The organism is Aeromonas sp. R10-1, from assembly GCF_040908465.1.
Taxonomy (GTDB): domain Bacteria; phylum Pseudomonadota; class Gammaproteobacteria; order Enterobacterales; family Aeromonadaceae; genus Aeromonas; species Aeromonas caviae.
The window spans coordinates 159,179-182,742 of the sequence record NZ_JBFODT010000017.1; the positions used below are offsets into that span (position 1 = coordinate 159,179).

The window sequence follows — 23,564 nt, forward strand, 5'->3', positions numbered from 1 at the left end:
ATCGTCAATGTCGGGCAAGGCCTAGCGGCACTGGGCGAAGGCGTCCGCCAACTGCTGCATGAATTGCGGATAACCGTCCGGACCGAGCGGCACCTGCTCGCCGACTTCATCCAGCAGCAGCACCTTGGCCCCGGTATTGCGGGCAACCGACTCGATCACCGCCGGGGAGAACTGCGGCTCGGCGTAGATGCAGCTCGCCTTTTTCTCTTCCAGCGCCTTGCGGATGTCAATCAGCGTCTTGGCTCCCGGGCGACGCTCCGGGCTCACGGTGAAGTGTCCCTTGGAGCTCATGCCGTAGTGGCGCTCCCAGTATCCATAGGCTTCGTGGAACACGAAGTAGCCCTTCTGATCCACCGCCTTCATCTGCACGGCGATCACCTTGTCCAGGGCGTCAACCTTGCCCTCGAAGGCCGCGAGATTGGCGGCATAGCGCGCCTGGTTGGCAGGGTCCAGCTTGCCCAGTTCGGTCGCAATCGCCTTGGCAATCACCTTGGCCTGGGTTGGACCCAGCCAGATGTGGGGATCCACCCCTTCGTGGTGGTGCCCTTCATGGCCCTCGTCGTGTGAGCCATGGTCGTGGGCGGCATGGTCATGATCCTTGTCATCATGGTGATGATCGTCATGCTCCCCCTGGGTCGCATAGTTGTACAGCGGCATGCCGGGAACCTGGGTCAGGGTCAATACATGAAGATGCCGGGCAAGGGGTTTGGCCATGAAGCCTTCCAGCTCCGGACCGACCCACACCACCAGATCGGCCTCCTTGATATTGCGCATGTCGGAAGGGCGCAGGGAAAAATCGTGGGGCGACGCACCGGTGGGCAGCAGCACCCCGGGCTCGCTCACACCATCGGTGATCGCCGCCGCGATGAAGCCCAGGGGTTTGATGGTGGTCAGCACCTCGAGGGCACGGACAGGCAGACTCACCGCCATCAGGGCAGTGATCAGAGCAAGAATTCGCATAGAGGTCTCGTCAGGGTGTGTGTGTGTGATAATATAACAAACCAACGTCGTTGTTATATTATAACTCTCACAGGCTGTAAACCCCGGAGCTGTCATGACCCAACTGGTGGAGCTGAAAGAGGTCTGTCTCTCATTTGACGGACGACTCGTGCTCGACAAGGTCTCCTTTACCCTGAACAAAGGCAAAATCACCACCCTGGTCGGCCCCAACGGGGCGGGCAAGAGCACCCTGAGCAAGCTGGTGCTGGGTTTGCTCCGCCCAGATTCGGGGGACATCATCCGCCGCCGCGATCTGCGGGTCGGCTATGTACCCCAGCGCCTCTATCTGGACCCCACCCTCCCCCTGACGGTGCGCCGCTTCCTGCAACTTGGCAAGAACAGCCGCCTCTCCATCGAGGAAGCGCTCAATCGGGTCGGCGCCCAGGATCTGCTGGACAACCGGATGCAGAAGCTCTCCGGTGGCGAGATGCAGCGGGTGCTGCTGGCCCGCGCCCTGCTGGTCAAGCCCGAGCTGCTGGTGCTGGACGAACCGGTGCAAGGGGTAGATATCACGGGCCAGATCGAGCTCTATGCCCTCATCAGCCAGCTGGCCGCCGAGTTCCACTGCGCCGTGCTGATGGTCTCCCACGATCTGCACCTGGTGATGGCCAGCACTCACGAGGTGATCTGCCTCAATCGCCACGTCTGCTGCCACGGCGAGCCACAGAGCGTGGCCCGCCACCCGGAATTTGCCCGCCTGTTCGGGCGGCCGGAGCGGGAGGTGCTGGCGGTCTATACCCACCATCACCACTGCGATGGCGAACACCATCATCATGAACCGCAGGCTCCCGTCATCCGCCTGCCCTCTCGCAACAACTAGGATCTTCACGTGGACAGCTTTCTGTTATACGCCCTTGCGGCCGGACTCGGCATCGCCCTGCTGGCCGGGCCGCTTGGCAGCTTCGTGGTGTGGCGCAAGATGGCCTATTTTGGCGACACCCTCTCCCATGCCTGCCTCTTCGGCATCGCCCTCGGCATCCTGCTGCAGGTGGATCTCACCCTGGCGGTCGTGGTCTGCTGCCTCGCCATGGCGATGCTGCTGGTCATCATGAGCCGCAACCAGCAGGTGGCCACCGACACCCTGCTCGGCATTCTGGCCCACAGCGCCCTGTCGCTCGGTCTGGTCACCCTGAGCTTCATGGACAACGTGCGGGTGGATCTGATGGCTTACCTGTTTGGCGACCTGCTCTCGGTGCAGCCCATGGACCTGCTCTGGATCTACGGCGGCGGCGCCCTGGTGCTGCTCACCCTGTGGCGGCTCTGGGATCCCCTGCTCTCCATGACCATCTCGGAAGAGCTGGCCCGGGTGGAAGGGGTGCGGGTAGATGTGCTGCGCTGCGTGCTGATGCTGCTGATAGGCCTGGTCATCGCCGTGGCCATGAAGTTCGTCGGGGCGCTCATCATCACCTCCTTGCTGATCATTCCCGCCGCCACCGCCCGCCGCTTCAGCCAGACCCCGGAGCAGATGGCCGGCTTTGCCGCCCTGACAGGCTGTCTCGCCGTGCTGGGGGGCCTTGCCCTCTCCTGGTATCAGGACACCCCGGCAGGTCCCTCGGTCGTAGTCTGCGCCACCACCCTCTTTGTACTGAGCCAGTTCAAGCGCACCTGACCCGCTCCTGATGGCCCTGGTCTCGCCAGTGCCATCAGGCCTCCCGAATCAGACTCCTGCGTCGTGGGCTGTGCCGTCCATTCTGCATAGGGCCCCCAGCCCGTTCAGACGCGCCTGAGAGGCTCGTTTTCCCCGGGTCTCAGGCTCGCCTGCGACTCCTGCCACAGCCACTGACGCAACCGGCTGATGGCGGGTTCATGGGCGCGCGAGCGCTTGAAGACGAAATAGAAGTTGTCGCCGGTCTCGAGGGCGTGCAGGGGCAGCCGCACCAGACGCGGATCCTCCGGCTGCAACATGTAGTCATTGATGAGCGCCATTCCCTGGTCCCAGTTCGCCGCCTCCAGCGCGAGCAGGATATGGCTGAAATGGTGCACCCTCGCCTCGGGGGGAATGGTCAGTCCCCCCATTTCGGCCCAGCGCCGCCAATCTTCCCCCTTCTCGCGGTAGATAGCCTGGATGGAGAGCAGCGGCAACTGCCACAGGGTGGCGGGCCACTCCCCTTCCACCTGCTGCCACATCCGGCGACTGCACACCGGCATCAGCCGCTCCCGATAGAGCAGATCGTGCATGTAACCCGGCCCTTCGGGGGAGACGGTGATGAAACCGTCCGCCACCCTGTCGGAGAGCTCGGGATCTTCCGCCACCATCTCCAGGCTGAGATCCAGCTCGGGATAGAGCTGGCGCAGCCCGGCCAGGCGCGGGATCAGCCACTTCACCGCAAAGGAGCTGTAGACCGCGAGCCGCACCCGCATCTCGCCTCCCCCGCGCAACTGCTCGCTGCTGTGGGCAATCTGGACCAGCCCGGCGGCGATCCCCTCGAAATAGATCTCCCCCTGGGGCGTCAGGGAGAGCAGCCGCCCCTGGCGCAGCAGCAGCCGCTCCCCCAGAAAATCCTCCAGCAGACGGATCTGGTGACTGACCGCACTCTGGCTGACATTGAGCTCCAGGGCGGCGCGGGAAAAACTCAGCAGGCGGGCAACCACCTCGAAATATTGAACGGCGCGCAGGGGGGGCAGCTTCATTATCCAAATTTCTCATGCGTGATGATTTTTTATCATTTTACTGGATAACAGACCGCGGGCTACCCTCCCCTCATCTGAATCTGGAGGTGGTATGAATGCAGTCGGGATAGGCATCCTCTATCTGGTCCTCGGCAACATGGTGGCGGTCTTCTCCGATGCCCTCGTCAAGGTGCTGGAGCCGGACCAGCCCATCTTCCAATTTGTCTTTTTCCGCCAGCTCTCCGCGGCCCTGCTGCTCGCCCCCTGGCTGCTCTGGTCCTGGCGGCGCAACCCGCCGGTAGCCCTCAAGTGGCACCTGCTGCGGGCCCATATCTGGGCCGTCGGTGTCTGCCTGATGGTGGTCGCCCTCACCCGGCTGCCGCTCGCCACCGCCAACGCCCTCTTCTATGCTGCCCCGCTGCTGATGGTGCCGCTCGCGGTCTGGCTGGCGGGGGAGGCACTCTCGCGCCAGAAGGTGCTGACGGCGCTGCTCGGCTTCGTCGGGGTGCTCATCGTGCTGCGCCCGACCGAGGTAAACTGGGCCGCCCTGGCGGCGCTCGGGGTGGCGCTCTCCCTGGCGGTCAACAACCTGCTGATCAAGCGCATCCCGCTCCAGCAGCCCATCGCCCAGACCCTGTTTTTCACCAATGTGCTGAGCATGCCCTTCATCCTGGCGCTGGCCTGGTGGGAAGGGGGCGAGTGGCAATGGCAGATGTGGTGGCCCGCCTTCGGCTCCTCGGCGCTCATCATGGTCTATGCAGGATTGTGCGTGATGGCCTATCGCAAGGCGGAGGCGAGCAAGATCGCCTCGGCGGAGTACACCGGGCTGCTGATGGCGGTCGCCATCGGGGTCTGGCTGTTTGACGAACAGCCGGGGCTGCCGCTGCTGTTGGGGTGCCTGTGCATCATACTGCCACTGGTCGCCATGGCCCGCAGCAAGCCCAAGCCCCAGGCCGAGCCGGCGCTCTAGCCTGCCGGGTCAAGCAGGGGGGCGACCCTCTGCTGCAGATGGGGGATCACTGCCTGCTCGAACCAGGGGTTCTTCCTGAGCCAGAGGGTGTTGCGCGGGGATGGGTGCGGCAGCGGCAACCAGGCCGGGCCATAGTCCGCCCAGTGTCGCACCGTCTCGGTGAGCGATCCTTTCGCCGCCGCCCTCAGGTAGTAAGCCTGCGCATACTGGCCGATGAGCAGGGTCAGCTCGATGTTGGGCAGCAGCATCAGTACCTTGTCGTGCCAGGTGGGGGCACATTCCGGGCGCGGGGGCAGATCCCCCGACTTGCCCCTGCCGGGGTAACAGAGCCCCATGGGCATGATGGCGATGCGGGATTCATCGTAAAAGGTGGCCTTGTCCACCCCGAGCCACAAGCGCAGCCGATCGCCGGAGGGATCGTCCCAGGGGATGCCGCTGGCGTGTACCCGGGTGCCGGGGGCCTGGCCGATGATGAGCAGACGGGCGCGCTCGTTGCCGCGGATCACCGGCCTTGGGCCGAGTGGCAGGTGGGCCTCGCACAGGCGGCAGGCCCGGATCTGTTCAAACAGGGGATCGAGTCGGTTCATGGGCCCGATAGTACCAGAGTTTTCTCCCCGCTCCCGCTTGTGAAAGGAGCGGCGGATACTTATCATGCAGCCGCCATTGTTTAGTTTAATAAACGGAGAGAGATGAAGAACTGGATGGGCACCGGCAGCGCGGCCCTCTCATTCGTGCTGTGGGGCATGCTGCCCCTCTATTACCAGTTCATGCCCGAGATCAACATGTGGGAACTGCTCTCCCACCGGGTGCTCTGGTCCGTGGTGCTGCTGGGAGGCCTGCTTCTGCTCCTCGGCCAGCGGGTGCCCTGGGGGGCCCTGCGCGGCGATCCCCGGCAGCTCGGCCTCGTGCTGCTGGCGGGCCCAGTGATGTCCATCAGCTGGTGCATGTTCACCTGGTGCCTGACCACGGGCCAGGTGCTGGCCACCAGCCTCGCCTTCTTCATGACCCCGCTCTTCAACATCGCCTTTGCGGTGCTCTTCCTCAAAGAGAAGCTCACCCCGCAAAAACACCTGGCGGTGGCGCTCGCCCTGGCGGGGCTCGCCTACATGCTCTTCTCCTACGGCCAGCTGCCCTGGTTCTCCCTCGTGATGGGGGCCAACTTCGCCCTCTACGGCCTCATCAAGAAGAAGGTGAGACTGGACGCCGGTACCAGCCTCTATCTGGAGTCCCTGGTGCAGTTGCCCGTCGCCCTTCTCATCATCGGCTGGCTGACCTTGCAGGGCACCAGCCAGTTTATGGCCGGTGACTGGACCGATCGCCTGCTGCTGATGGGCAGCGCCCCCGCCACCCTGCTGCCGGTGGGGCTGTTCTGCTATGCGGTGGCGCGCACGCCCATGAGCACGGTGGGGCTGCTGCAATACATAGAGCCGAGCCTCGCCTTCCTGCTCGCCCTCTTCTGGTTTGGCGAGATCCCGGATCCGGTGAAATCCGTGGGCTTTGCCTTCGTCTGGGCCGGCCTGCTGGTGAGCCTGCTGCCCCTGCACCGGCTTGGGCGCCAGCGGGCCAGGTGGCGCACCTCGTGACCCTCGCCACCCCCACTCCCTCCCGCTGGTTTGTCTATCTGGTACGCACTGGCGCTGGGGCACTCTATGCGGGGATCAGCACGGATCCCGAGCGGCGACTGCGTCAGCACCAGAGCGGCAAGGGGGCCAGAGCCCTGCGCGGCAAGGGCCCCCTCTCCCTGGTATGGCAGCAGGAGGTCCCCGGCAAACGCGAGGCGCTGCGCCTCGAGTACCGCCTCAAGCAGCAGAGCAAGGCGTTCAAGGAGCGCCTGGTACACGAGCCGGCGCTGTGGCACGGCTGGAGCCTTTCCTGGCTTGCCACCCCGCACACCGACCCTGTGTCGCCCCCATAAAAAGGGCCACTGCAAGCAGTGGCCAAGGAAGGATGCTAAATCAGGGGGGCTTAACGGTAGGTGTTCGACTGCTTGCGCCTGTTGCTGAGGAGCCAGCACACCACCAGCACCACCAGCAACCAGGGCGCCAGCTTGATGATGAGGGCAAACATGCCGGCCAGGGCGCCAAACAGCACGAAGACCCCGCTCACCAGCAGCATGGCCAGCACGGTGAATCCGGTCAGCGCCATGCCGATCAGCACCAGGATCAAGACGATAAATTCCAGCATGTTGTGCTCCTCACGGGCTTGCACTTGCCGACGGGGCGATCCGGAGATCACCCCAGCCAGCGTTGAAGTTCACGGCGGGGAGGCATGACGAGCACCCCCACCAGATAGAGCGCCAGGGCCAGCGGCGGCATCAGGATCAGGGCGAGCAGGGCCACCACCCGCACCGTCACTCTGGACACCCCCAGCCCTCTGGCAAGACCGGCGCAGACCCCGGTCAGCTTGCGATGGGCGAGATCCTTGGGCCAGGGTGTCATGTTATGCCTCCACCTTCTGACCCTTGAGCCGGGCCAGTTCCCGCTCAATCTCGTCGTTCAGCTCCAGCTCGCGGAACTGGGCCTCAAGGGACGGATTCTGCCCCAGGGTCGCCGCCTCCAGCTGGGCCTCCAGCTGATCGACCCGGTTCTGGAAGCCGTCGAAGCGGGCCACCAGCTCGTGCATGCGCTGGTTGTCCACCTGGGCACGGGCGCGGATGCGGCTGTGGGCGGTCTGCTCGCGCAGGGTCAGCATCTTCTGCTTCTCCCGCGCCTCGGTCAGCTTGGCCGCCAGTCGCTCGCTGTCGGCGGTGAGCTGGGCCAGCACTTCGGCCACCCGCGCCTTGTCCTCTTCCAGCCGCTCGCACTGCTTCATCTCCGCCAGCTTCTCGGTGAGGGCGGCACGGGCCAGATCTTCGCGGCCCTTCTGGATGGCGAGTTCGGCCTTGGCTGCCCACTCCTGGATCTGGTTGCGCAGCGCCTGCTGATGGCGCTCCAGCTGTTTCTGTTCGGCGATGACGCGGGCGGCCTGGGTTCTCATCTCGACCTGGACCTGCTCCATCTCCTCGATCATCAGGCGCAGCATCTTCTCCGGCTCTTCGCTCTTGTCGAGCAGGCTGTGCAGGTTGGCATTGATCACGTCGGTCAGGCGGCTGAATACGCTCATGGTCTGGCTCCTTGTTGATAGGGTGTCACTCTCTTCCCATGACATTACAAGAGCCGTGCCAGAATATTTTTTCCTTTATTTACAATTAGATGAAAGTTGACGATGGATGTTCACTGGATACAGCGTGGTGAAAAAAACCAACAAGATGGTGATTTTCACCAATAAAAAAGGGAGCCAGCGGCTCCCTCTCTTCTCTGCAACCGGGCTCAGGCCGCCGGCCGATGGCCAAGCTTGCCATCCAGCTCCGCCAGCTTGGCTTCCATCTTCTCCCGGCAGGTGTCGGAAAGCTCGCGGATGCCGGCGGCGCCGTGCTCCTTGCTGCACACCGGGGCCATCACTTCCAGCAGCACCTCGCCGTTGTCCCAGCGGTTGAGATCGACCTGACCGAAGTAGCTGGAGCAGACGATGGGCACCACGGGCACCTCGGCCTGGACGGCAGTGTGGAAAGCACCCGCCTTGAACGGCAGCAGACCACGCCCCTGGGAGCGGGTCCCCTCCGGAAACATCCAGATGGAGGTGCCGCGATGCTTGATGCGATCCACCACCTGGCCGATGGTGCCGATGGCGCGGGAGCGGTTGGAGCGGTCGATCAGCACGTTGCCGGAGAGCCAGAAGATGAGACCGAAGAAGGGGAGCCACAGCAGGCTCTTCTTGCCCACCGCCACCACGCCGGGCTGCACGGCGCCGGTCACGGTGAAGATGTCGTAGTTGCTCTGGTGATTGCAGACGTAGACCGCAGGTCCCACCGATTTGACCTCGTCGGCCACCGTCACCCGGACCTTGAGGCCGATCAGCGGGCAGACCGCATGATACATGCGGGCAAAGACATAGACGTTGTTCGGGTGGCGCGGGCGCACCAGACAAAGCAACAGGCCGAACAGGAACCAGAAGACGAGCAGCAGTGCCAGCAGCAGCACACGGGCAAGTTTGAGCATCGAACACCTCGGAATTTGACTCGGCGCAGTATACTGGTCCCCCTTTTAGCGAACAAGCGTTCGCCAGACAGAACCGACCAGCACCGGACGCCACCGGCCACCCCGGCTTGCCCCACCCGCCATTGCCCGCTAGGATGTGGCCATCTTGATGAACGGGGCGAGCATGATTTTGCAACAACGCGCGGCGACACGACTCCTGCTGCTGGTCTGCCTGCTGGTGCTCAATTGCGCGGCCCAGCCGCTGGCCCGCCTCGCCCTGCTCGATCACGCCGTGAGTTGCCAGACCCTGCCCCAGTTCGCCTCAGCCGATGACCAGGCCGACAAGGGCACGCCCGCCAGTGTGCAGCCCAACAGCTGCCAGCTAAACGGCAAGTGGCTGAGCGCCGCCAGTCTGCTGTGCGTGGAGCAACTCTTCTTCGCCATCGCCTTCGTGATTGCCCTGCTGGTGCCCCTGTCACGGCGCGCGCCGGCACTGCCTCCCCCCATCAATGTCTCGCCGCCAGAGCGGCGACTGCACCTCACCCTCTGCGTCTGGCGGGAATGAGTTCAGCCGCGCTTTTTCAGCCTGCTGTCACTCATTTTTTTGCGAGACCCAACACATGTCGAATCTCTTTAAGGCGGCCCTGCTACTGGGCAGCCTGCTGTGGCAATCCAGCGGATTGGCCAGCGATACGGGGTGGCTCACCCGCCCCCAGAACAGTCACGCCAAGGTCAGGCTGCAAGCCGACCGCAGCGTCCCGGATCAGACCCGCATCCTGCTCGATGTCCAGCTGGCGTCAGGCTGGAAGACCTACTGGCACAGCCCGGGTGAAGGGGGCATAGCGCCCCAGATCCTGTGGGATGAGCCGGTCGGCGACTTCCAGTGGCACTGGCCCACGCCGCGCCCCTTCGAGGTGGCCGGGCTCAACACCCAGGGCTATCAGGAGCAGGTACGCTTCCCCCTGAGCCTGGGCTACCCGGCCGGGCAGCCGCTCAAGGGCACCTTGCGCCTCTCCACCTGCAACAACGTCTGCATCCTGACCGACTACCCCTTCACCCTGGCGGCGGATGAGCAAGCGCCGGCCGGCTTTGACTTCGCCTGGGCCCGGGCCATGGGCACCCTGCCGCAGACGCTGCCCGCCGACACCCGGGTCGAGCTCGGCTACCAGCACAACCAGCTGCAACTGCGGGCCGAGCGGGCAGAAGGCTGGCAGGAACCTGCGCTCTTCATCGATGCGCTGGAGGGGGCCGAGTTCGGCAAGCCCGCGCTCGAGGTAAGCGGCACCACCCTGATTGCCCGGGTGCCGGTCAGCGACGGCTGGCAGGGGGATGCCCCTGACTTGCGCGGCCAATCCCTCGGCCTGCTGCTCGGTAGCGGCGAGCAGGCCTGGCAGACCCGCGCCACCATCTCCGGGCCACTCGCCCTGCCGGCCCCGGGGCAGCCACTCCTCTGGCTGCTGGGGGCGGCGCTGCTCGGCGGTCTCATCCTCAACCTGATGCCCTGCGTGCTGCCGGTGCTGGCCCTGAAACTCGGCACCGTGTTGCAGCAGCAGGGGCGCGAACAAGGAGGCGTGCGCAAGCAGTTCCTCGCCGCCAGCGCCGGGATAATCACCTCCTTCTGGGTGCTGGCAGCCATGAGCAGCCTGCTACGCGCCACACAAGGGGCGGTCGGCTGGGGGATCCAGTTCCAGAGCGCCGGTTTCATCGGCTTCATGGTGGCGGTGACCCTGCTGTTTTGCGCCAACCTGCTGGGCTTGTTCGAGATAAGGTTGCCCAGCAATCTCAGCACTCGCCTCGCCACCTGCGGCGGCGAGGGGCTCGGCGGCCACTTCCTGCAGGGGAGTTTCGCCACCCTGCTCGCGACCCCCTGCTCGGCCCCCTTCCTCGGCACTGCGGTGGCCTTTGCACTGGCGGCGCCCCTCGGCCAGCTCTGGCTCATCTTCACGGCCCTCGGCCTTGGCATGAGCCTGCCCTGGCTGCTGGTGGCGGCCCTGCCGCGCCTTGCCCTCTGGCTGCCCAAACCGGGGAGCTGGATGGGGCGACTGCGCATCCTGCTCGGGCTGATGATGCTGGGCTCCAGCCTCTGGCTGGCGAGCCTGCTTGGCAACCATCTGGGCAGCACGACCACCGGCTGGCTGATGGCCGCCATGGTGCTGGCGCTGCTGATGGGCATCCTCTGGCGTTATGGTCTGCGCGGTTTCACCCTGGCTCTCTCCCTCTCGGCACTCATCGGCGGCGCCCTGCTGCTGGGGGGCGCCCTCACGGTGAAAGGGGGTGGCAGCGTCGATCGCATCGCCTGGCAGCCGCTCTCCGAACAGGCCATCGCCGACGCCCTGGCCCAGAACAAGCGGGTCTTCGTGGATGTGACCGCCGACTGGTGCGTCACCTGCAAGGCCAACAAATACAACGTGCTGCTGCGTGACGAGGTGCAGCGCGCCCTGTCGGCCCCTGACGTGATGGCCCTTCGCGGCGATTGGAGCCGGCCGAGCGATGCCATCTCCGCCTTCCTGCGCCAGCGCGGCGCCGCCGCCGTTCCCTTCAACCAGATCTACGGGCCCGGCCTGCCGGAAGGGGAGGTCCTCTCTCCCCTGCTGGACAAGGCCGACTTGCTCGACAGCTTGCACAAGGCCGGCCTCGTTCAGGCCGATGCCACCCATTTCTAAGGAGAATGCCATGAGACTGCGAACCCTGACCCTCTGCACCGCCCTGGTCGCCGCCACCCTAGGCACCCCCACGCTGCACGCCGCCCCCTTCACCCCGGAGCAGGAGGCCCGCATCAAGGAGCTCATTCGCGAGACCCTGATCGCCAACCCCGGGATCCTCGACGAGGCAGCCGAATCCTGGGAGAAACAGAACGCCGCGACCCAGCAAGCCCAGATGGGTGACTTCATCAAGGGCAACCAGGACGTGCTGTTCAACAGCCCCACCAGCCCGCGCCTCGGCGCCAAGCATCCCAAGCTGACCCTGGTGCTGTTCACCGACTACAACTGCCCCTACTGCAAGCAGTTCGACCCGGCTGTCGCCAAGCTGCTCGCGGCCTATCCGGACGATCTGGGGCTGGTGATCAAGTTGCTGCCGTTCAAGGGGCAGACCTCCGCCAAGGCAGCCCAGTACAGCCTGACCCTGTGGCAACAGGATCCTGCCCGCTTCCTCCCCCTGCACGACAAGCTCATGAGCAAGCAGGGGATGCTGACCGAGACGGACATCAACAAGGCGCTGGCCGCCACCGACAACCTGACCCTCAAGCCCGCAGGCAAGGCCACCGAAGAGTTACGCAACAGCCTGCGCATCGGCACCCTGCTCGGCGTGCAAGGCACCCCGGCGACCCTTATCGGCAACCAGCTGGTGCCGGGCGCCATTCCCTATGACGAGCTGGAGCAGCTGGTGAAAACCGAGCTGGCCAAGCGGAGCTAAGCCATGGCCGAGGATGCAGGCATAAAGGTCCCCCGCTGGCGCCGCTGGGGCAAGGAGGCGCTCTGGCTACTGCTGATGGCGCTCGTCATCACCACCCTGGTGGATCTGTGGCGCAGCCCCACCCTGCCGGCGGGGGCCATGGAGGCCCCCTTCACCCTGCAGGACGGCACCACCACCACGCTGGCCGAGCAGAGCCGCGGCAAGCCCCTGCTGGTCTACTACTGGGCCAGCTGGTGCGGGGTGTGCCGCTTCACCACTCCCACGGTGGAACAGCTCTGGCAGGAGGGCGAAAATGTGCTGACGGTGGCCCTGCGCTCCGGCAGCGATGAACCGTTGCGCGCCGGGATGGCGAAGAAGGGGCTGACCTTCCCCACCCACAACGACGAGTCCGGGGATCTGGCCGCCCGCTGGCAGGTGGGGGTGACGCCGACCTTCCTCGTCATCAAGGATGGGGCTCTGGTGAGCAGCACCACCGGCTGGAGCAGCGCCTGGGGGCTCAGGTTGCGGCTGCTCTGGGCAAGCTGGTAGCCCCCCTTCATGCCAGAGATGCAAAGAGCCCGGTATCGCTACCGGGCTCTTTTTCATCAGAGGGCTGACAACCCGCCCTATTGGGCGGCCTCCATCGCCCGCTTCTCCAGATTGGCCTTGATGTCGAGACGCTCAGACTCCCCGATCACCCCGTCACCGTTCTTGTCCAGGCGAGAGAAGAGCGCCTCCTGTCGCGCCATGAACTGGGCCCTGGTGGTCTCCCGCGACGGCTTGAGCTGGCTCATCCGCTCCGGGACCGGCTTGCCAGCTTGCTGCATCACGCCAGCCAGCTTTGCCAGGTTGGCCTCTTTCTCGGCAACCGACAGCACGCCGTCACCGTTTTTGTCCTGCAAGGCGAAGCGCTGGGCGGCGCGCTCCATGAACTGGGCCCTGGTGACATCCCCCATCAGCGGCGAGGCGGGCAGTATGTCGCTGGCAGAGGCGGCACTGCCTGCCAGCGCGAGCACGAAAAACGCGGACTTGACCATGGCGATGACTCCTTGTGACGGCAGAATCCGGATGGTTCGGACAAGAGGGGGCCGGGCAACGCCGGGGCCTGCCGCCCCCCTCTGCCAGTGTAGTCCCGCCGCCATCTCGCACCGCCCGCTCTTTTCGTACAGAAAGACCGCACTTTCATGGCAGAGGCGCCGGCTTTCCGTTAAAATCTCCGGTTTTTGCCGAGCCTGGTTTGCCGACGTTGCGCCACCAGGTCGACACAGGATGAATTCCACCATGCCAGTGAGGCAGGATCCGTCATGAACAACTACTTCCGGGTGTTGGGCGTCAAGTCCAATGCCAGTGAAAACGACATCAAAAAAGCCTATCGACGGCTGTCGAACCAGTACCACCCCGACAAGCTGCACGGGGCGAGCGAAGAAGAGAAAGAGCAGGCAGCCGCCCGGCTGCACCAGGTAAAGCAGGCTTATGAAGTGCTGTCCGATCCGAAACAGCGGGCCGCCTTTATCAAGGATTTCAACAACGTCATCGTGACCGATCCCGCTGCTGCCATGCAGGAGATGTGGGACCAGTTCTACCCCTGAGCCACCAGGCAAGAAGAGCGACTATGCAAAAAAAATGGGACCAGGCACGGCTCAAGGCCCTGCAAAGCGATGCCAGCGAGAACATCGAATCCTACCGGGATCAGGATGACCCCAAGGGGCTCGAGCAGTTCACCGACCAGATGAAGGCCCTGCTGCTGGCCGACATGAGCATGCTGGAGTTCATGCCCGAATACCTGCCGCTCGCCCTCTATGGCCGGGTGCAGTTCCCGCCCAAGGCCAAGTCGCAGTGGAACAAGTGGCTCGCCAGCGGTGAGCAGCCCTCCTGGGACGAGTTCAAGGTGAGCGTCGGCTTCAACAACGCCATCCTGCCGCTGGTCAAGGCGGTGCGGGCCCAGAGCGAAGATCAGCTGATGGAAGCCTGCGCCGTGCTGTTCCTGCTGGACAACCCGCTGCCCCGCGGCAGCCACCGCGGTGATGACGACTATGAGTTGCGGGACGAAGAAGAGGAAGACGGGGAAGATGCCGACGCCGACTACCACGGCGGCAGTGACCGCTATGGTGATGACGACGGCGATCAGGATATGTACGACGAAGTCCGTTTCTAATTGGGGCAAGGCATGAGCAACAGTCTGATAGAAATTACCGCCATCGAGATCAAAGAGCTGGCCGTCATCGAGCCGAAGCAGGCCAGCGAGAAGTTCGAGCTGATCGCCAAGACCATGTCTGACGACCAGTTGGCAGAAGTGATTGAAAACATTGATATCGTTACCCTGACCCAGATCAACGGCCAGCACGACATCTCCTTCCCCTCCATCATCTCCGAGCTGATGACCCCGGAGCGGATCCGCGACATCGTCTGCCAGCAGCCCCTCTACTGGGAAGAGGCGATCAAGAACAACGCCGACGAGCTGCAACAGCACACCTTCGACTTCCTCAACTACTTGATCCGCACCCAGGAGAGCGAAGCCAAGCAGCGGGAGATCCTCGAGTGCGTGGCCGAGGATCCGGCCGGTCTCTTCTACCTCGCCATCCCCTTTATCGAGTTCTATCGCGGCGATCGCTATGAAGAGGACGAAGGCTATCGCGACGTGCTGCACGCCGAAGAGGAAGATCTCGAAGAGTCCCTGCGCTACAGCGAGCGCCAGCAGGCCGAAGACAGCCACGACTATGCACTGGACGACCCCCGCAGCCTCTTGATGCTCATTCGCGAGCTGGCCCCCGAGGTGGAAAAATCCATCAAGTCGCTGCTGCGCAACGAGCACTCGACCTGGGACGGCATCATCAACAAGTTTGCCGCCGAGCTGGTGATGCAGGCCAAAGAGAAGAACAAGGTCGAGGAAGACGAGTACGGTGACGTCGACGACATGTTCAGCTTTCTGGATTAAGGAGCCCATTCATGCAGTTAGTCATTCGCGATGCCAACCAGGGCCCCTTTCTGAGCCAGGTGCTGCGCTTTGGCCGCGACAACGAACTCTTGAGTCAGCAGCAGCTGGCCGCCATCAAAGGCAAGGCGGTGCTGATGAGCCTCAAATTCGCCGACAAGTACTACAACAAGTACAAGATGCACCTGCTGGAGCAGGCCGCCCACGACGTCATCGGCGTGGTGAGCCTCGGTCTGCAGGAGCTCTCCCAACGGGATCCGGCCAAGGCACTGGCCCTGTTGCAGGCGCCAGAAGGCCCCATCAAGCCGTTCCAGAAGGGCTGGTCCATGCTCATCACCGTCAGCCCCAAGCAGGCTGGCAACAGCCTCTACGGTGACGTGGATGCGCGCCTGCTGGACAAGATCTCCAGCCCCCCCGATGTGGAGGAGTGGCAAGGGTGGCAGGAGTACGAGAAGGCGCTGACCGAGCACAACAAGAGCCGCCTGATGGAGCTCATCGACCAGCACTTCTTCGCCTGCGAGAGCGACCACCCCACCATGGAGGACAAGCTGGCCGAGGCGCTGCTCTACCGCATCCTCTGCGGCAAGGGCAGTGGCGCCGCTCCGCTCAAGGTGAAGCAGGATCTCAAGCGCAAACTGGCGCGGGAGATTGAGCTCGACGAAGGCTGGTACGACACCGACTACCTCGCCGCCCAGCTCACGCTGATGCTGGGCGCGCTGCCCGCCGACATGGCCGCCGCCCTGCGTCAGGAGCTGAGCCCGGGCTTTGTGCCCAACCTGCTGCATACCCTGGGGTTTGTGCGCCAGTACCAGCAGTTGCAAAAAGAGGACGCCTCGCCGGAGAAGCTCGACAACATGGAGATGCGCGCCGGGATCCGCCACCCCCTGCTCGGCTGGCCCCTCTACCACGACTTCTGATGACGGGCTTTCCCCTTCACCCTGTCCCAACGCCCGGCTTGCCGGGCGTTGTCATCTTTGCAGCTCGCAGATGGCGGCGCCGACCCTATCGGGCAATGGTCCACATGGCGCTCTGCATCCCGGTCTCCCGAAAATCGATCACCACGGGATAGTCGTTGCCACAGCCCGTCACCGTCCAGCGCTCCTGCCAGTGGCGACTGCCCGGCTCCCCCTCGGGAAGTTGCAACACCACGGGCACGAAGCGCTCCGGCGCGTCACACCCCTTGGTGGCCACCCAGGATGCGACCCCCACCATGGCATCCCGGATCAGCTGCTGATTGGCCAGGGTACCTTCCTGCACGGGTTCACTCGGGCTGGCCTCGGCCTGGCACACCAGGGGAAAAAGCAGCAGCAGGGCACAGGGTCTCATCACACCTCCAGAGGGGTCAGTCAAAAAGTGGTTCGTTCGGGGCTTTCATCATGACCCGAAACGGCGCCTGACAAAAGAGACCACCAGGGGGGAAGCAGGCGCAGGATCCGGGGCGCAGTGGCTTGCACGCAAGTCGGACTACCTCCTAAGCGTCATTGGCCCACATTTTGTCAGGGATATAATGACTCCCCCATACAAGCCGCCGGGGAGCCAGACCGTGAGCAGAAAGCCGGACCGCATGACCGCCATGCAGCAGATCATCGACGCCGTGAAGGCGGAATTTCCGCTCTATCAACCGGATACCTTCAAATGCGGGCCGGACAACACCTGCATCGGCTGCCCCAAGAAGCTGATGGAGCTGGTGGATACGGACCTCTGCTACTGGCAATATCAGATCGATCGCGGCATCCCGCCCAGCTTCGACGAGCTCAACCGCTTCGGCAAGATGTGCAAAAATATCCGCCGGGCCCTGGTGCGCAATGGCCGCATTCCCGCCTGACGAGAAGCAATATGCTGCCTTCATCGGTTTTTTTATGATGGTTTTATCCACCAGAATGAATCACCACCTTATTTAATGGCTAGGCACACCTTGTTCACCGCCTATCGTGCTGATGGCCGACGCAGGTTCATTGCCCCAAGGAGCACAATATGACTCAGGAAAGCATCCAGACCCGCTACACGCTGGATCCCGCCCTTGCCAGCGCCACCGAACTGGAGCAGGTCATCGCCCGGGCCATCGAGGCCAACAAGCAGGACTTCTTCCCCCTGCTGGAGCGGCTGGTGGATGTGGGTGACAGCCGGGTCAAGCTCAGCCAGAAGGATCCCCTGCGGGTGCTGGGGGTGGAACTCGACGAGGCTCGCACCGGCGGCACTGCCCGCCTCGGCTACGAATCCAACTTTTCCGAGAGCTGCCGCCTTATCGACGAATACGACCAGCACCAGACCAGCGTGGCCTTCACCCTCGACGGGGATCAGCTTGTTTTCGATCTTGAGCTGCCCATCGAGTGGAACTTCGACAACTGATTGGCGGCGGTGCCATTCCCCTGGCGTGTTGTAGCCAGCGGCGCCCCTTTCCCCCCTTTCTGGTGTAGGGTTGTCTGCACAGCAACGGATAAACATCCCGAGGATCACCATGGGTGAGCATCAACCTACAGCATTCCCGGTATTGAATGACAGTGAGCGCCTCGGGCTCGAGCGCAAGAGCGCCGGGGATTTCCCCCTCTATCGCCAGGATCCTCACACCCCGTCTGCCCGTGGCTGGGCACTCATCCTGCTGGGGGTGGTGCTGGGTTTCACCGTGCTGACGGCGCACCTTGCATTTTATAAAACCACGGCGGGCGGCTTTGTATCCGCCATCCTGTTCCCTCTCATCCCCCTGGCCGTGCTCGCCATGGTAGCGGGTAAGGCATGGCGAGCGCTGTTTCGAACGCCGACGCGGCGGGATTGTCTCTTGATGCTGGCGATTACCGGCATCAACATACTGGTCTCAATCGCCGTTGCCATGACCATGCAGCACCTGTTCCAGCTGAATGCAAACCCGGTCAACGCCATGCTGGCAGAGGCGTCCAATACGGCGCGCATCCTCTTTTATCTCAAGACGGCGCCCCAGCTCTTCGGCGAGGAGGTGATCTCCATCCTGCCTTTTCTGGCCATCCTCTGGTGTTGTCACCAGAAGCTCGGCCTGACCCGCAAGTCCGCCATCCTCATCGCCTGGCTATCGACGGCTCTAATCTTCGGAGCCCTGCACCTGCCCACTTATGACTGGAATTTTCTGCAATGTTTTCTGGTGATCGGCACGGCCCGCATCGTGCTGCTCAGTGGCTACATCATCACCAAAAACATCTGGGTATCGACCGGCTCACACATCATCAATGACTGGCTGCTGTTTAGCCTGATGCTGCTGCTTGGCAGCCACACAGGCACCTGATGCACGCAATACACAGGCTAGCCATGGATAGAGAGAGCCGTAGGCGTGCCCGCAGCATGGCGGCAGCTTTTTTCGCGAACGTCTGATTACGCTTCGCTAATCAGACCTACGGCCTCCCCTCACCCTGACCCTCTCCCAAGGGGAGAGGGGATCAGCGCCTGCCAACCTGTAGCCATAGATGTCACGCATTCCAAAAATGCTGCGGTCTGGGCTCCCTTCTCCCCTTGCGGGAGAAGGGTCGGGAATGAGGGGGATGTAACTTAGACTTCTCTTATATTTATCAACTCTGTATTCAAGAACCATTCAACGCTAGACATAAAATAGACTTAGATCACGATGAACCTCACCTTGGTTATGATATCGTGCTTATATATTAATTCTTTATTTTTATACTTCGCCATTAAAATTGTCATGCGATGCAGGATGAGAGCGCTTATTGAGGAGCGAATGAAAGTGGCAACTGAAAGGATTTTTTTATTACTGTCATTGTTAATTTTATTGATCAGCCCTGCTCATGCCAAAAACTGCAAAAAGGGACAGCCATGCGGTAACTCATGTATTTCATGGAGTAAAACATGCCGTATAAACACGTATAGCCACCAATTGGTGGCCCCATCTACCTCATCCACATCAAAGGTCTATGAAAGAAAAGAGACAAGCTTGAAGTCGGGTAATGTGCTTGTCAGATATGTTATCCCCTCGAAATTAAATGTTCGTGAAAAGCCAAACACATCATCATATATAGCGACACGACTTATAAAGGGTGATTTTGTTTTGCTATATAAAGTGGAAGGGAAGTGGGCCTATATCAGTAAGAGAGGAATTCATGGATGGGTAAAAGATGAATACCTGTCTTTATCTCCTGTTACCTGATTTAGAAAAGAAAGGAGCGATCTGATCGCTCCTTTTTGTTGGTAGTTAGCCTTTACCCTTCCTGATTTTCCCCGGCTGCCGGCTCGGCGCCGACGACGGTTTCAATCTCGATGCGATCCACCCGCTGCAAGCCGCGGGGCAGCTTGGCGCCGCGGCGGCCGCGCTCGCCGCGGTAGTAGTCAAGGTCAGATGGCTTAAGAGTGAGCTTACGCTTGCCGGCAAACAGGGTGACGGACTGGCCCTGCGGGATGACGGCCGCCATCACCACAAACTCCTCCCGCGCCTTCACGCGCGCCGAGGGGATGCTGATGAGCTTGTTGCCCTTGCCCTTGCCGAGCACCGGCAGGGTATTGAGCGGGAACAACAGCATGCGCCCCTCGTTGGAGATAGCCATGCAGAGATCCGTGTCCGGCGCGCCTATCTTCTGGGGCGCCATCACCAGGCCCCCTTCCGGCACGGTAAGCAGCGCCTTGCCGTTCTTGTTCTTAGCCGTCAGGTCGTCATATTTGCAGACGAAGCCGTAACCGGCATCAGAGCAGATGAGGTACGGCTCGCCCTCGTTGCCCATCACCAGATGGCGTACCTCTTCGCCGGCGCCCAGCGCGAAGCGACCGGTGAGCGGCTCGCCCTGACTGCGGGCCGACGGCAGAGTGTGGGCCTCCAACGAGTAGGTTCTCCCCAGGGTGGAGAGGAACACCGCCTGCTGGTTGCTGCGGCCATGAGCGTGGGCGAGATAGTTGTCCCCCGCCTTGTAGGAGAGGCCCTCCACGTCCACGTCGTGGCCCTTGGCGGCGCGCACCCAGCCCTTGTCAGAGAGGATCACGGTCACCGGCTCGCTCGGGGTGAGTTCCTTCTCGGTCAGGGCCACGGCAGTGGCGCGCTCCACCAGCGGGGTGCGGCGATCGTCGCCGTACTTCTCGGCATCTGCCAGGATCTCTTTCTTCAGCAGGGTGCTGAGACGGCGCTCGGAACCCAGGATCAGTTCCAGCTTGTCGCGCTCTTCGGCCAGTTCGTTCTGTTCGGCGCGCAGCTTGAACTCTTCGAGCTTGGCCAGGTGGCGCAGTTTGAGCTCGAGGATCGCCTCGGCCTGGGTCTCGCTGATGTTGAAGCGCTCCATCATCACCCGGCCCGGCTCTTCCTCGGTGCGGATGATCTCGATCACCTCGTCGATGTTGAGATAGGCGATCAGCAAGCCTTCGAGGATGTGCAGGCGGGCCAGCACCTTGTCGAGGCGATACTGCAGGCGGCGGCGCACCGTTTCACGGCGAAAGCTCAGCCACTCGGTGAGGATGGTCTTGAGGTCTTTCACCTGGGGCCGGTTGTCCAGACCCAGGATGTTGAGGTTGACCCGGTAGTTCTTCTCCAGATCCGTGGTGGCGAACAGGTGGGCCATCAGCCCCTCCACGTCCACCCGGTTGGAGCGCGGCACGATCACCAGACGGGTCGGGTTCTCGTGGTCCGATTCATCCCGCAGATCGGTGACCATCGGCAGCTTTTTCGCCACCATCTGGGCGGCAATCTGCTCCATGATCTTGGCACCGGAGGCCTGATGGGGCAGCGCTGTGATGACGATGTCGCCATCCTCTTCGCTCCACACCGCCCGCTGCTTGATGGAGCCCTTGCCGGTCTCGTAGATTTTGCGGATGTCGTCGCGCGGCGTGATGATCTCGGCGTTGGTCGGGTAGTCCGGCCCCTGCACATGGGCCATCAGGGCATCCAGGCCAGCATTGGGGTTGTCCAAGAGCTCCACGCAGGCGTGGGCCACTTCCCGCGCGTTGTGGGGAGGGATATCGGTCGCCATGCCTACCGCGATGCCGGTCACCCCGTTGAGCAGGATGTGCGGCAGGCGGGCGGGCAGCACCACCGGTTCTTTCATGGTGCCGTCGAAGTTCGGCGTCCACTCCACCGTGCCCTGGCCGAGCTCGGAGAGCAGCAGTTCGGAGAAGCGCGACAGCCGCGCCTCGGTATAACGCATGGCGGCAAAGGATTTGGGATCGTCCGGCGCACCCCAGTTGCCCTGACCGTCCACCAGCGGGTAGCGGTAGGAGAAGGGCTGGGCCATCAGCACCATGGCTTCGTAACAGGCGCTGTCGCCGTGGGGGTGATATTTACCCAGCACGTCACCCACGGTACGGGCGGACTTCTTGTGCTTGGACAGCGCCGACAATCCCAGCTCGCTCATGGCGTAGATGATGCGCCGCTGCACGGGCTTGAGGCCGTCGCCGATATGCGGTAGGGCCCGATCCATGATGACGTACATGGAGTAGTTCAAGTAAGCCTGTTCGGTAAAGGTGCGCATTGGCTGGCGCTCTACCCCGTCCAGACTGAGCTCGATGGCATCACTCATGTGATTATCTCTTTCGGTTCGGGAGCTGGTTGGCGCTCTACTTCATCCAACAGACTGAGCTTGATAGCATCACTCATAAGGTTGTTCTCTTGCTATGGCACGCCCTCAGAGGGCACGCCGGAAATGCGGGTCGGCAAGGGGCCGACGGTGAATCACAAGACCCCCTCCCAACCTCCCCCTCCATGAGGGGGAGGAGAGACTTGGCCCCCTCCCCTTGCGAAGGGGAGGGCCGGGGTACTTGCGACTCGCTTTAGATGATGGCGAGGTTGCCCTTCTCTTCCAGCCATTCGCGGCGATCACCGGCGCGCTTCTTGGCCAGCAGCATGTCCATCAGTTGCAGGGTCTCGTCCCCATCTTCCCCTTCTGCCCCCCCTTCCGCGCCCATGGTGAGCTGCACCAGGCGGCGGGTGTTGGGATCCATGGTGGTTTCCCGCAACTGCTTGGGGTTCATCTCACCCAGCCCCTTGAATCGGGTCACCATCACCTTGCCCTTCTTCTTCTCGGCTTCGACCCGTTGCAGCACGCCGTTCTTCTCGTCCTCGTCGAGGGCGTAGAAGACCTCCTTGCCGATGTCGATCCGGTAGAGGGGCGGCATGGCCACATAGACGTGGCCCTTCTCCACCAGCGTGCGGAAGTGCTTCACAAAGAGGGCGCAGAGCAGGGTGGCGATGTGCAGACCGTCCGAGTCCGCATCCGCCAGGATGCACACCTTGCCATAGCGCAGGCCGGAGAGGTCGTCGGAGTCGGGGTCGAGCCCGATCGCCACCGAGATGTCGTGCACTTCTTGCGAGGCGAGCACCTGACCGGCCTCCACCTCCCAGGTATTCAGGATCTTGCCGCGCAGGGGCATGATGGCCTGGAATTCGCGGTCGCGCGCCTGCTTGGCACTGCCGCCCGCGGAGTCACCCTCCACCAGGAAGAGCTCTCCCTGCATGGGATCGGCGCAGCCGCAGTCGGTGAGCTTGCCGGGCAGGGCCGGGCCCTGGGTTATCTTCTTGCGCACCACCGTCTTGGCGGCGCGCATCCGGCGCTGGGCGCTGGAGATGCAGAGCTCCGCCAACTGTTCGGCCAGCTCGGTGTTGCTGTTCAGATAGAGGCTGAAGGCATCCTTCACCACGCCCGACACGAAGGCCGAGCTCTGGCGGGACGACAGTCGCTCCTTGGTCTGACCGGCAAACTGCGGGTCCTGCATCTTGATGGAGAGGATGTAGGCGCAGCGATCCCAGATGTCTTCCGGGGTCAGCTTGACCCCTCGGGGCAAGAGGTTGCGGAACTCGCAGAACTCGCGCATGGCGTCGAGCAGCCCCTGGCGCAGACCGTTGACATGGGTGCCACCAAGCGCGGTGGGAATGAGGTTCACATAGGATTCGGCGAGGCATTCGCCCCCTTCCGGCAACCAGCACAGGGCCCAGTCCACCGCCGACTGCTCGGAGCTGAAAGAGCCGACGAAGGGCTGCTCCGGCAGGCAGGTGAACTGCTTGACCGCATCGATGAGGTAATCCTTGAGGCCGTCTTCGTAGCACCACTCAAGCTTGATGCCGGTGTTCTTGTCGAGGAACTTGATGGTGAGGCCCGGGCAGAGCACGGCTTTCGCTTTGAGCAGGTGCTCGAGCTTGGAGACCGAGAAGCGCGGCGAATCGAAGTAGCGCGCCTCTGGCCAGAAGCGCACCCGGGTGCCGGTGTTGCGACGGCCGCAGGTGCCTGTGATGGTCAGCTCCTGCACTTTCTCGCCACGCTCGAAGGCGATGTCGTAGACCTGACCGTCCCGGCGCACAGTCACCTCGACCCGATCGGAGAGGGCGTTCACCACGGAGATCCCCACCCCGTGCAAGCCGCCGGAGAACTGATAGTTCTTGTTGGAGAACTTGCCCCCCGCGTGCAGCTTGCAGAGGATCAGCTCCACGCCGGAGACCCCTTCCTCCGGGTGGATGTCCACCGGCATGCCGCGACCGTCGTCGATCACCTCGAGGGACTGATCCTCGTGCAGGATCACCTCCAAATTGCGGGCGTGACCCGCCAGCGCCTCGTCGACGCTGTTGTCGATGACCTCCTGGCCGAGGTGATTGGGCCGGGTGGTGTCGGTGTACATGCCGGGGCGGCGACGCACCGGTTCAAGGCCATTGAGGACCTCAATGGCATCCGCATTGTATTGAGTGGACATGGAGGGCCTT

Annotated in this window: 28 protein-coding genes; 17 read left to right on the plus strand and 11 right to left on the minus strand. The window is 62.9% G+C overall.

Going from position 1 to position 23,564, the window contains the following annotated elements; all coding sequences use genetic code 11:
• Nucleotides 1–21: 21 nt before the first annotated feature.
• Complete coding sequence (gene znuA, locus AB5Y93_RS07560) at nucleotides 22–960, minus strand: zinc ABC transporter substrate-binding protein ZnuA (RefSeq protein WP_368229103.1); 939 nt, start codon at nucleotides 958–960, stop codon at nucleotides 22–24.
• A gap of 94 nt (nucleotides 961–1,054) precedes the next feature.
• On the opposite strand from znuA, the gene znuC reads away from it, so the two are divergent.
• Together znuC and znuB are read left to right on the plus strand one after the other, a co-directional pair.
• Complete coding sequence (znuC, locus tag AB5Y93_RS07565; RefSeq protein WP_069785617.1) at nucleotides 1,055–1,819, plus strand: zinc ABC transporter ATP-binding protein ZnuC; 765 nt, start codon at nucleotides 1,055–1,057, stop codon at nucleotides 1,817–1,819.
• A 9-nt stretch (nucleotides 1,820–1,828) separates the two neighbouring features.
• Nucleotides 1,829–2,608: a zinc ABC transporter permease subunit ZnuB gene (gene znuB, locus AB5Y93_RS07570; protein ID WP_010672803.1), complete on the plus strand. Its 780-nt coding sequence runs from the start codon at nucleotides 1,829–1,831 to the stop codon at nucleotides 2,606–2,608.
• A gap of 104 nt (nucleotides 2,609–2,712) precedes the next feature.
• On the opposite strand, the gene AB5Y93_RS07575 is transcribed toward znuB, so the two are convergent.
• The gene (locus tag AB5Y93_RS07575) at nucleotides 2,713–3,630 is read right to left on the minus strand and encodes a LysR substrate-binding domain-containing protein (RefSeq protein ID WP_010672802.1); all 918 of its coding nucleotides are present in this window, start codon (nucleotides 3,628–3,630) and stop codon (nucleotides 2,713–2,715) included.
• 91 nt (nucleotides 3,631–3,721) lie between these two features.
• Here AB5Y93_RS07575 and AB5Y93_RS07580 point away from each other — a divergent pair, with 91 nt between their 5' ends.
• Nucleotides 3,722–4,579 carry a DMT family transporter gene (locus AB5Y93_RS07580; RefSeq protein WP_010672801.1) on the plus strand — a complete coding sequence of 286 codons (858 nt, stop codon included), beginning with the start codon at nucleotides 3,722–3,724 and terminating at the stop codon, nucleotides 4,577–4,579.
• Here the strand turns inward: AB5Y93_RS07580 and AB5Y93_RS07585 are convergent.
• The gene (locus tag AB5Y93_RS07585; RefSeq protein ID WP_010672800.1) at nucleotides 4,576–5,166 is read right to left on the minus strand and encodes a uracil-DNA glycosylase family protein; all 591 of its coding nucleotides are present in this window, start codon (nucleotides 5,164–5,166) and stop codon (nucleotides 4,576–4,578) included. The genes AB5Y93_RS07580 and AB5Y93_RS07585 overlap by 4 nt on opposite strands.
• A 102-nt stretch (nucleotides 5,167–5,268) precedes the next feature.
• Between AB5Y93_RS07585 and rarD the strand changes: the two genes are divergently transcribed.
• A complete protein-coding gene (gene rarD, locus AB5Y93_RS07590; RefSeq protein ID WP_113069038.1) occupies nucleotides 5,269–6,162 on the plus strand; it encodes an EamA family transporter RarD in 894 nt (297 codons plus the stop codon).
• Complete coding sequence (locus AB5Y93_RS07595; RefSeq protein ID WP_050498264.1) at nucleotides 6,159–6,494, plus strand: GIY-YIG nuclease family protein; 336 nt, start codon at nucleotides 6,159–6,161, stop codon at nucleotides 6,492–6,494. Before rarD ends, AB5Y93_RS07595 begins: the two co-directional genes overlap by 4 nt.
• A 50-nt stretch (nucleotides 6,495–6,544) precedes the next feature.
• Here the strand turns inward: AB5Y93_RS07595 and pspG are convergent, their stop codons facing one another.
• From pspG to AB5Y93_RS07615, 4 genes are all read right to left on the minus strand, one after another.
• The gene (pspG, locus tag AB5Y93_RS07600; RefSeq protein ID WP_010672797.1) at nucleotides 6,545–6,763 is read right to left on the minus strand and encodes an envelope stress response protein PspG; all 219 of its coding nucleotides are present in this window, start codon (nucleotides 6,761–6,763) and stop codon (nucleotides 6,545–6,547) included.
• Between the two features lie 47 nt (nucleotides 6,764–6,810).
• The gene (locus AB5Y93_RS07605; protein ID WP_010672796.1) at nucleotides 6,811–7,017 is read right to left on the minus strand and encodes a PspC domain-containing protein; all 207 of its coding nucleotides are present in this window, start codon (nucleotides 7,015–7,017) and stop codon (nucleotides 6,811–6,813) included.
• Nucleotide 7,018: 1 nt separating this feature from the next.
• On the minus strand, nucleotides 7,019–7,681 hold the full coding sequence (gene pspA, locus AB5Y93_RS07610; protein WP_010672795.1) for a phage shock protein PspA: 663 nt from the start codon (nucleotides 7,679–7,681) through the stop codon (nucleotides 7,019–7,021).
• A gap of 206 nt (nucleotides 7,682–7,887) precedes the next feature.
• The gene (locus AB5Y93_RS07615; RefSeq protein WP_039039739.1) at nucleotides 7,888–8,616 is read right to left on the minus strand and encodes a 1-acylglycerol-3-phosphate O-acyltransferase; all 729 of its coding nucleotides are present in this window, start codon (nucleotides 8,614–8,616) and stop codon (nucleotides 7,888–7,890) included.
• A gap of 163 nt (nucleotides 8,617–8,779) precedes the next feature.
• Between AB5Y93_RS07615 and AB5Y93_RS07620 the strand changes: the two genes are divergently transcribed.
• The 4 genes from AB5Y93_RS07620 to AB5Y93_RS07635 are packed head-to-tail and all read left to right on the plus strand — an operon-like array spanning nucleotide 8,780 to nucleotide 12,537.
• Nucleotides 8,780–9,160, plus strand: a complete 381-nt coding sequence (locus AB5Y93_RS07620) for a hypothetical protein (protein ID WP_039039817.1) — start codon at nucleotides 8,780–8,782, stop codon at nucleotides 9,158–9,160.
• A gap of 55 nt (nucleotides 9,161–9,215) precedes the next feature.
• Nucleotides 9,216–11,258 carry a protein-disulfide reductase DsbD family protein gene (locus AB5Y93_RS07625; protein ID WP_368229105.1) on the plus strand — a complete coding sequence of 681 codons (2,043 nt, stop codon included), beginning with the start codon at nucleotides 9,216–9,218 and terminating at the stop codon, nucleotides 11,256–11,258.
• 10 nt (nucleotides 11,259–11,268) lie between these two features.
• On the plus strand, nucleotides 11,269–12,009 hold the full coding sequence (locus tag AB5Y93_RS07630; RefSeq protein ID WP_202041763.1) for a DsbA family protein: 741 nt from the start codon (nucleotides 11,269–11,271) through the stop codon (nucleotides 12,007–12,009).
• Nucleotides 12,010–12,012: 3 nt separating this feature from the next.
• On the plus strand, nucleotides 12,013–12,537 hold the full coding sequence (locus tag AB5Y93_RS07635; protein ID WP_214005039.1) for a protein disulfide oxidoreductase: 525 nt from the start codon (nucleotides 12,013–12,015) through the stop codon (nucleotides 12,535–12,537).
• Between the two features lie 77 nt (nucleotides 12,538–12,614).
• On the opposite strand, the gene AB5Y93_RS07640 is transcribed toward AB5Y93_RS07635, so the two are convergent.
• The gene (locus tag AB5Y93_RS07640) at nucleotides 12,615–13,025 is read right to left on the minus strand and encodes an EF-hand domain-containing protein (RefSeq protein ID WP_010672789.1); all 411 of its coding nucleotides are present in this window, start codon (nucleotides 13,023–13,025) and stop codon (nucleotides 12,615–12,617) included.
• Between the two features lie 267 nt (nucleotides 13,026–13,292).
• On the opposite strand from AB5Y93_RS07640, the gene AB5Y93_RS07645 reads away from it, so the two are divergent.
• From AB5Y93_RS07645 to AB5Y93_RS07660, 4 genes are read left to right on the plus strand one after another with little or no spacing between them, the layout of a single operon-like run.
• Nucleotides 13,293–13,577, plus strand: coding sequence for a DnaJ domain-containing protein (locus AB5Y93_RS07645; protein WP_024943298.1), 285 nt, complete (start codon nucleotides 13,293–13,295; stop codon nucleotides 13,575–13,577).
• A 23-nt stretch (nucleotides 13,578–13,600) separates the two neighbouring features.
• A complete protein-coding gene (locus AB5Y93_RS07650) occupies nucleotides 13,601–14,143 on the plus strand; it encodes a hypothetical protein (RefSeq protein ID WP_128296340.1) in 543 nt (180 codons plus the stop codon).
• A 12-nt stretch (nucleotides 14,144–14,155) separates the two neighbouring features.
• On the plus strand, nucleotides 14,156–14,923 hold the full coding sequence (locus AB5Y93_RS07655) for a hypothetical protein (protein WP_010672787.1): 768 nt from the start codon (nucleotides 14,156–14,158) through the stop codon (nucleotides 14,921–14,923).
• Between the two features lie 11 nt (nucleotides 14,924–14,934).
• Entirely contained in the window at nucleotides 14,935–15,837 is a 903-nt protein-coding gene (locus AB5Y93_RS07660) for a hypothetical protein (protein WP_368229108.1), read from the plus strand.
• Between the two features lie 85 nt (nucleotides 15,838–15,922).
• On the opposite strand, the gene AB5Y93_RS07665 is transcribed toward AB5Y93_RS07660, so the two are convergent.
• Nucleotides 15,923–16,246 carry a hypothetical protein gene (locus AB5Y93_RS07665; protein WP_045523112.1) on the minus strand — a complete coding sequence of 108 codons (324 nt, stop codon included), beginning with the start codon at nucleotides 16,244–16,246 and terminating at the stop codon, nucleotides 15,923–15,925.
• A 247-nt stretch (nucleotides 16,247–16,493) separates the two neighbouring features.
• On the opposite strand from AB5Y93_RS07665, the gene AB5Y93_RS07670 reads away from it, so the two are divergent.
• The 4 genes from AB5Y93_RS07670 (at nucleotide 16,494) to AB5Y93_RS07685 (ending at nucleotide 19,046) form a co-directional block, all read left to right on the plus strand.
• On the plus strand, nucleotides 16,494–16,745 hold the full coding sequence (locus AB5Y93_RS07670) for a hypothetical protein (protein ID WP_039039818.1): 252 nt from the start codon (nucleotides 16,494–16,496) through the stop codon (nucleotides 16,743–16,745).
• A gap of 149 nt (nucleotides 16,746–16,894) precedes the next feature.
• Nucleotides 16,895–17,269, plus strand: coding sequence for a hypothetical protein (locus AB5Y93_RS07675; RefSeq protein WP_043152954.1), 375 nt, complete (start codon nucleotides 16,895–16,897; stop codon nucleotides 17,267–17,269).
• 109 nt (nucleotides 17,270–17,378) lie between these two features.
• Nucleotides 17,379–18,173: a CPBP family intramembrane glutamic endopeptidase gene (locus AB5Y93_RS07680; RefSeq protein WP_368229109.1), complete on the plus strand. Its 795-nt coding sequence runs from the start codon at nucleotides 17,379–17,381 to the stop codon at nucleotides 18,171–18,173.
• 447 nt (nucleotides 18,174–18,620) lie between these two features.
• On the plus strand, nucleotides 18,621–19,046 hold the full coding sequence (locus AB5Y93_RS07685; protein ID WP_216944995.1) for an SH3 domain-containing protein: 426 nt from the start codon (nucleotides 18,621–18,623) through the stop codon (nucleotides 19,044–19,046).
• A gap of 52 nt (nucleotides 19,047–19,098) precedes the next feature.
• Here the strand turns inward: AB5Y93_RS07685 and parC are convergent, their stop codons facing one another.
• On the minus strand, nucleotides 19,099–21,393 hold the full coding sequence (gene parC, locus AB5Y93_RS07690) for a DNA topoisomerase IV subunit A (RefSeq protein WP_368229111.1): 2,295 nt from the start codon (nucleotides 21,391–21,393) through the stop codon (nucleotides 19,099–19,101).
• 250 nt (nucleotides 21,394–21,643) lie between these two features.
• Nucleotides 21,644–23,554: a DNA topoisomerase IV subunit B gene (parE, locus tag AB5Y93_RS07695; RefSeq protein ID WP_042877707.1), complete on the minus strand. Its 1,911-nt coding sequence runs from the start codon at nucleotides 23,552–23,554 to the stop codon at nucleotides 21,644–21,646.
• Nucleotides 23,555–23,564 lie beyond the last annotated feature (10 nt).

Excerpts from the sequence above, each read along its gene's own strand:
- AB5Y93_RS07605 (WP_010672796.1), bottom strand. The coding sequence starts at position 7,017 with ATGACACCCTGGCCCAAGGATCTCGCCCATCGCAAGCTGACCGGGGTC.
- AB5Y93_RS07630 (WP_202041763.1), top strand. The coding sequence starts at position 11,269 with ATGAGACTGCGAACCCTGACCCTCTGCACCGCCCTGGTCGCCGCCACC.
- AB5Y93_RS07680 (WP_368229109.1), top strand. The coding sequence starts at position 17,379 with ATGGGTGAGCATCAACCTACAGCATTCCCGGTATTGAATGACAGTGAG.
- AB5Y93_RS07620 (WP_039039817.1), top strand. The coding sequence starts at position 8,780 with ATGATTTTGCAACAACGCGCGGCGACACGACTCCTGCTGCTGGTCTGC.
- AB5Y93_RS07625 (WP_368229105.1), top strand. The coding sequence starts at position 9,216 with ATGTCGAATCTCTTTAAGGCGGCCCTGCTACTGGGCAGCCTGCTGTGG.
- parE (WP_042877707.1), bottom strand. The coding sequence starts at position 23,554 with ATGTCCACTCAATACAATGCGGATGCCATTGAGGTCCTCAATGGCCTT.
- AB5Y93_RS07580 (WP_010672801.1), top strand. The coding sequence starts at position 3,722 with ATGAATGCAGTCGGGATAGGCATCCTCTATCTGGTCCTCGGCAACATG.
- AB5Y93_RS07650 (WP_128296340.1), top strand. The coding sequence starts at position 13,601 with ATGCAAAAAAAATGGGACCAGGCACGGCTCAAGGCCCTGCAAAGCGAT.
- AB5Y93_RS07685 (WP_216944995.1), top strand. The coding sequence starts at position 18,621 with ATGAAAGTGGCAACTGAAAGGATTTTTTTATTACTGTCATTGTTAATT.
- AB5Y93_RS07670 (WP_039039818.1), top strand. The coding sequence starts at position 16,494 with ATGCAGCAGATCATCGACGCCGTGAAGGCGGAATTTCCGCTCTATCAA.
- AB5Y93_RS07640 (WP_010672789.1), bottom strand. The coding sequence starts at position 13,025 with ATGGTCAAGTCCGCGTTTTTCGTGCTCGCGCTGGCAGGCAGTGCCGCC.
- rarD (WP_113069038.1), top strand. The coding sequence starts at position 5,269 with ATGAAGAACTGGATGGGCACCGGCAGCGCGGCCCTCTCATTCGTGCTG.
- AB5Y93_RS07645 (WP_024943298.1), top strand. The coding sequence starts at position 13,293 with ATGAACAACTACTTCCGGGTGTTGGGCGTCAAGTCCAATGCCAGTGAA.
- AB5Y93_RS07655 (WP_010672787.1), top strand. The coding sequence starts at position 14,156 with ATGAGCAACAGTCTGATAGAAATTACCGCCATCGAGATCAAAGAGCTG.
- parC (WP_368229111.1), bottom strand. The coding sequence starts at position 21,393 with ATGAGTGATGCCATCGAGCTCAGTCTGGACGGGGTAGAGCGCCAGCCA.
- AB5Y93_RS07575 (WP_010672802.1), bottom strand. The coding sequence starts at position 3,630 with ATGAAGCTGCCCCCCCTGCGCGCCGTTCAATATTTCGAGGTGGTTGCC.
- znuC (WP_069785617.1), top strand. The coding sequence starts at position 1,055 with ATGACCCAACTGGTGGAGCTGAAAGAGGTCTGTCTCTCATTTGACGGA.
- AB5Y93_RS07585 (WP_010672800.1), bottom strand. The coding sequence starts at position 5,166 with ATGAACCGACTCGATCCCCTGTTTGAACAGATCCGGGCCTGCCGCCTG.
- pspA (WP_010672795.1), bottom strand. The coding sequence starts at position 7,681 with ATGAGCGTATTCAGCCGCCTGACCGACGTGATCAATGCCAACCTGCAC.
- AB5Y93_RS07675 (WP_043152954.1), top strand. The coding sequence starts at position 16,895 with ATGACTCAGGAAAGCATCCAGACCCGCTACACGCTGGATCCCGCCCTT.
- AB5Y93_RS07615 (WP_039039739.1), bottom strand. The coding sequence starts at position 8,616 with ATGCTCAAACTTGCCCGTGTGCTGCTGCTGGCACTGCTGCTCGTCTTC.
- znuA (WP_368229103.1), bottom strand. The coding sequence starts at position 960 with ATGCGAATTCTTGCTCTGATCACTGCCCTGATGGCGGTGAGTCTGCCT.
- pspG (WP_010672797.1), bottom strand. The coding sequence starts at position 6,763 with ATGCTGGAATTTATCGTCTTGATCCTGGTGCTGATCGGCATGGCGCTG.
- AB5Y93_RS07665 (WP_045523112.1), bottom strand. The coding sequence starts at position 16,246 with ATGAGACCCTGTGCCCTGCTGCTGCTTTTTCCCCTGGTGTGCCAGGCC.
- AB5Y93_RS07635 (WP_214005039.1), top strand. The coding sequence starts at position 12,013 with ATGGCCGAGGATGCAGGCATAAAGGTCCCCCGCTGGCGCCGCTGGGGC.
- AB5Y93_RS07660 (WP_368229108.1), top strand. The coding sequence starts at position 14,935 with ATGCAGTTAGTCATTCGCGATGCCAACCAGGGCCCCTTTCTGAGCCAG.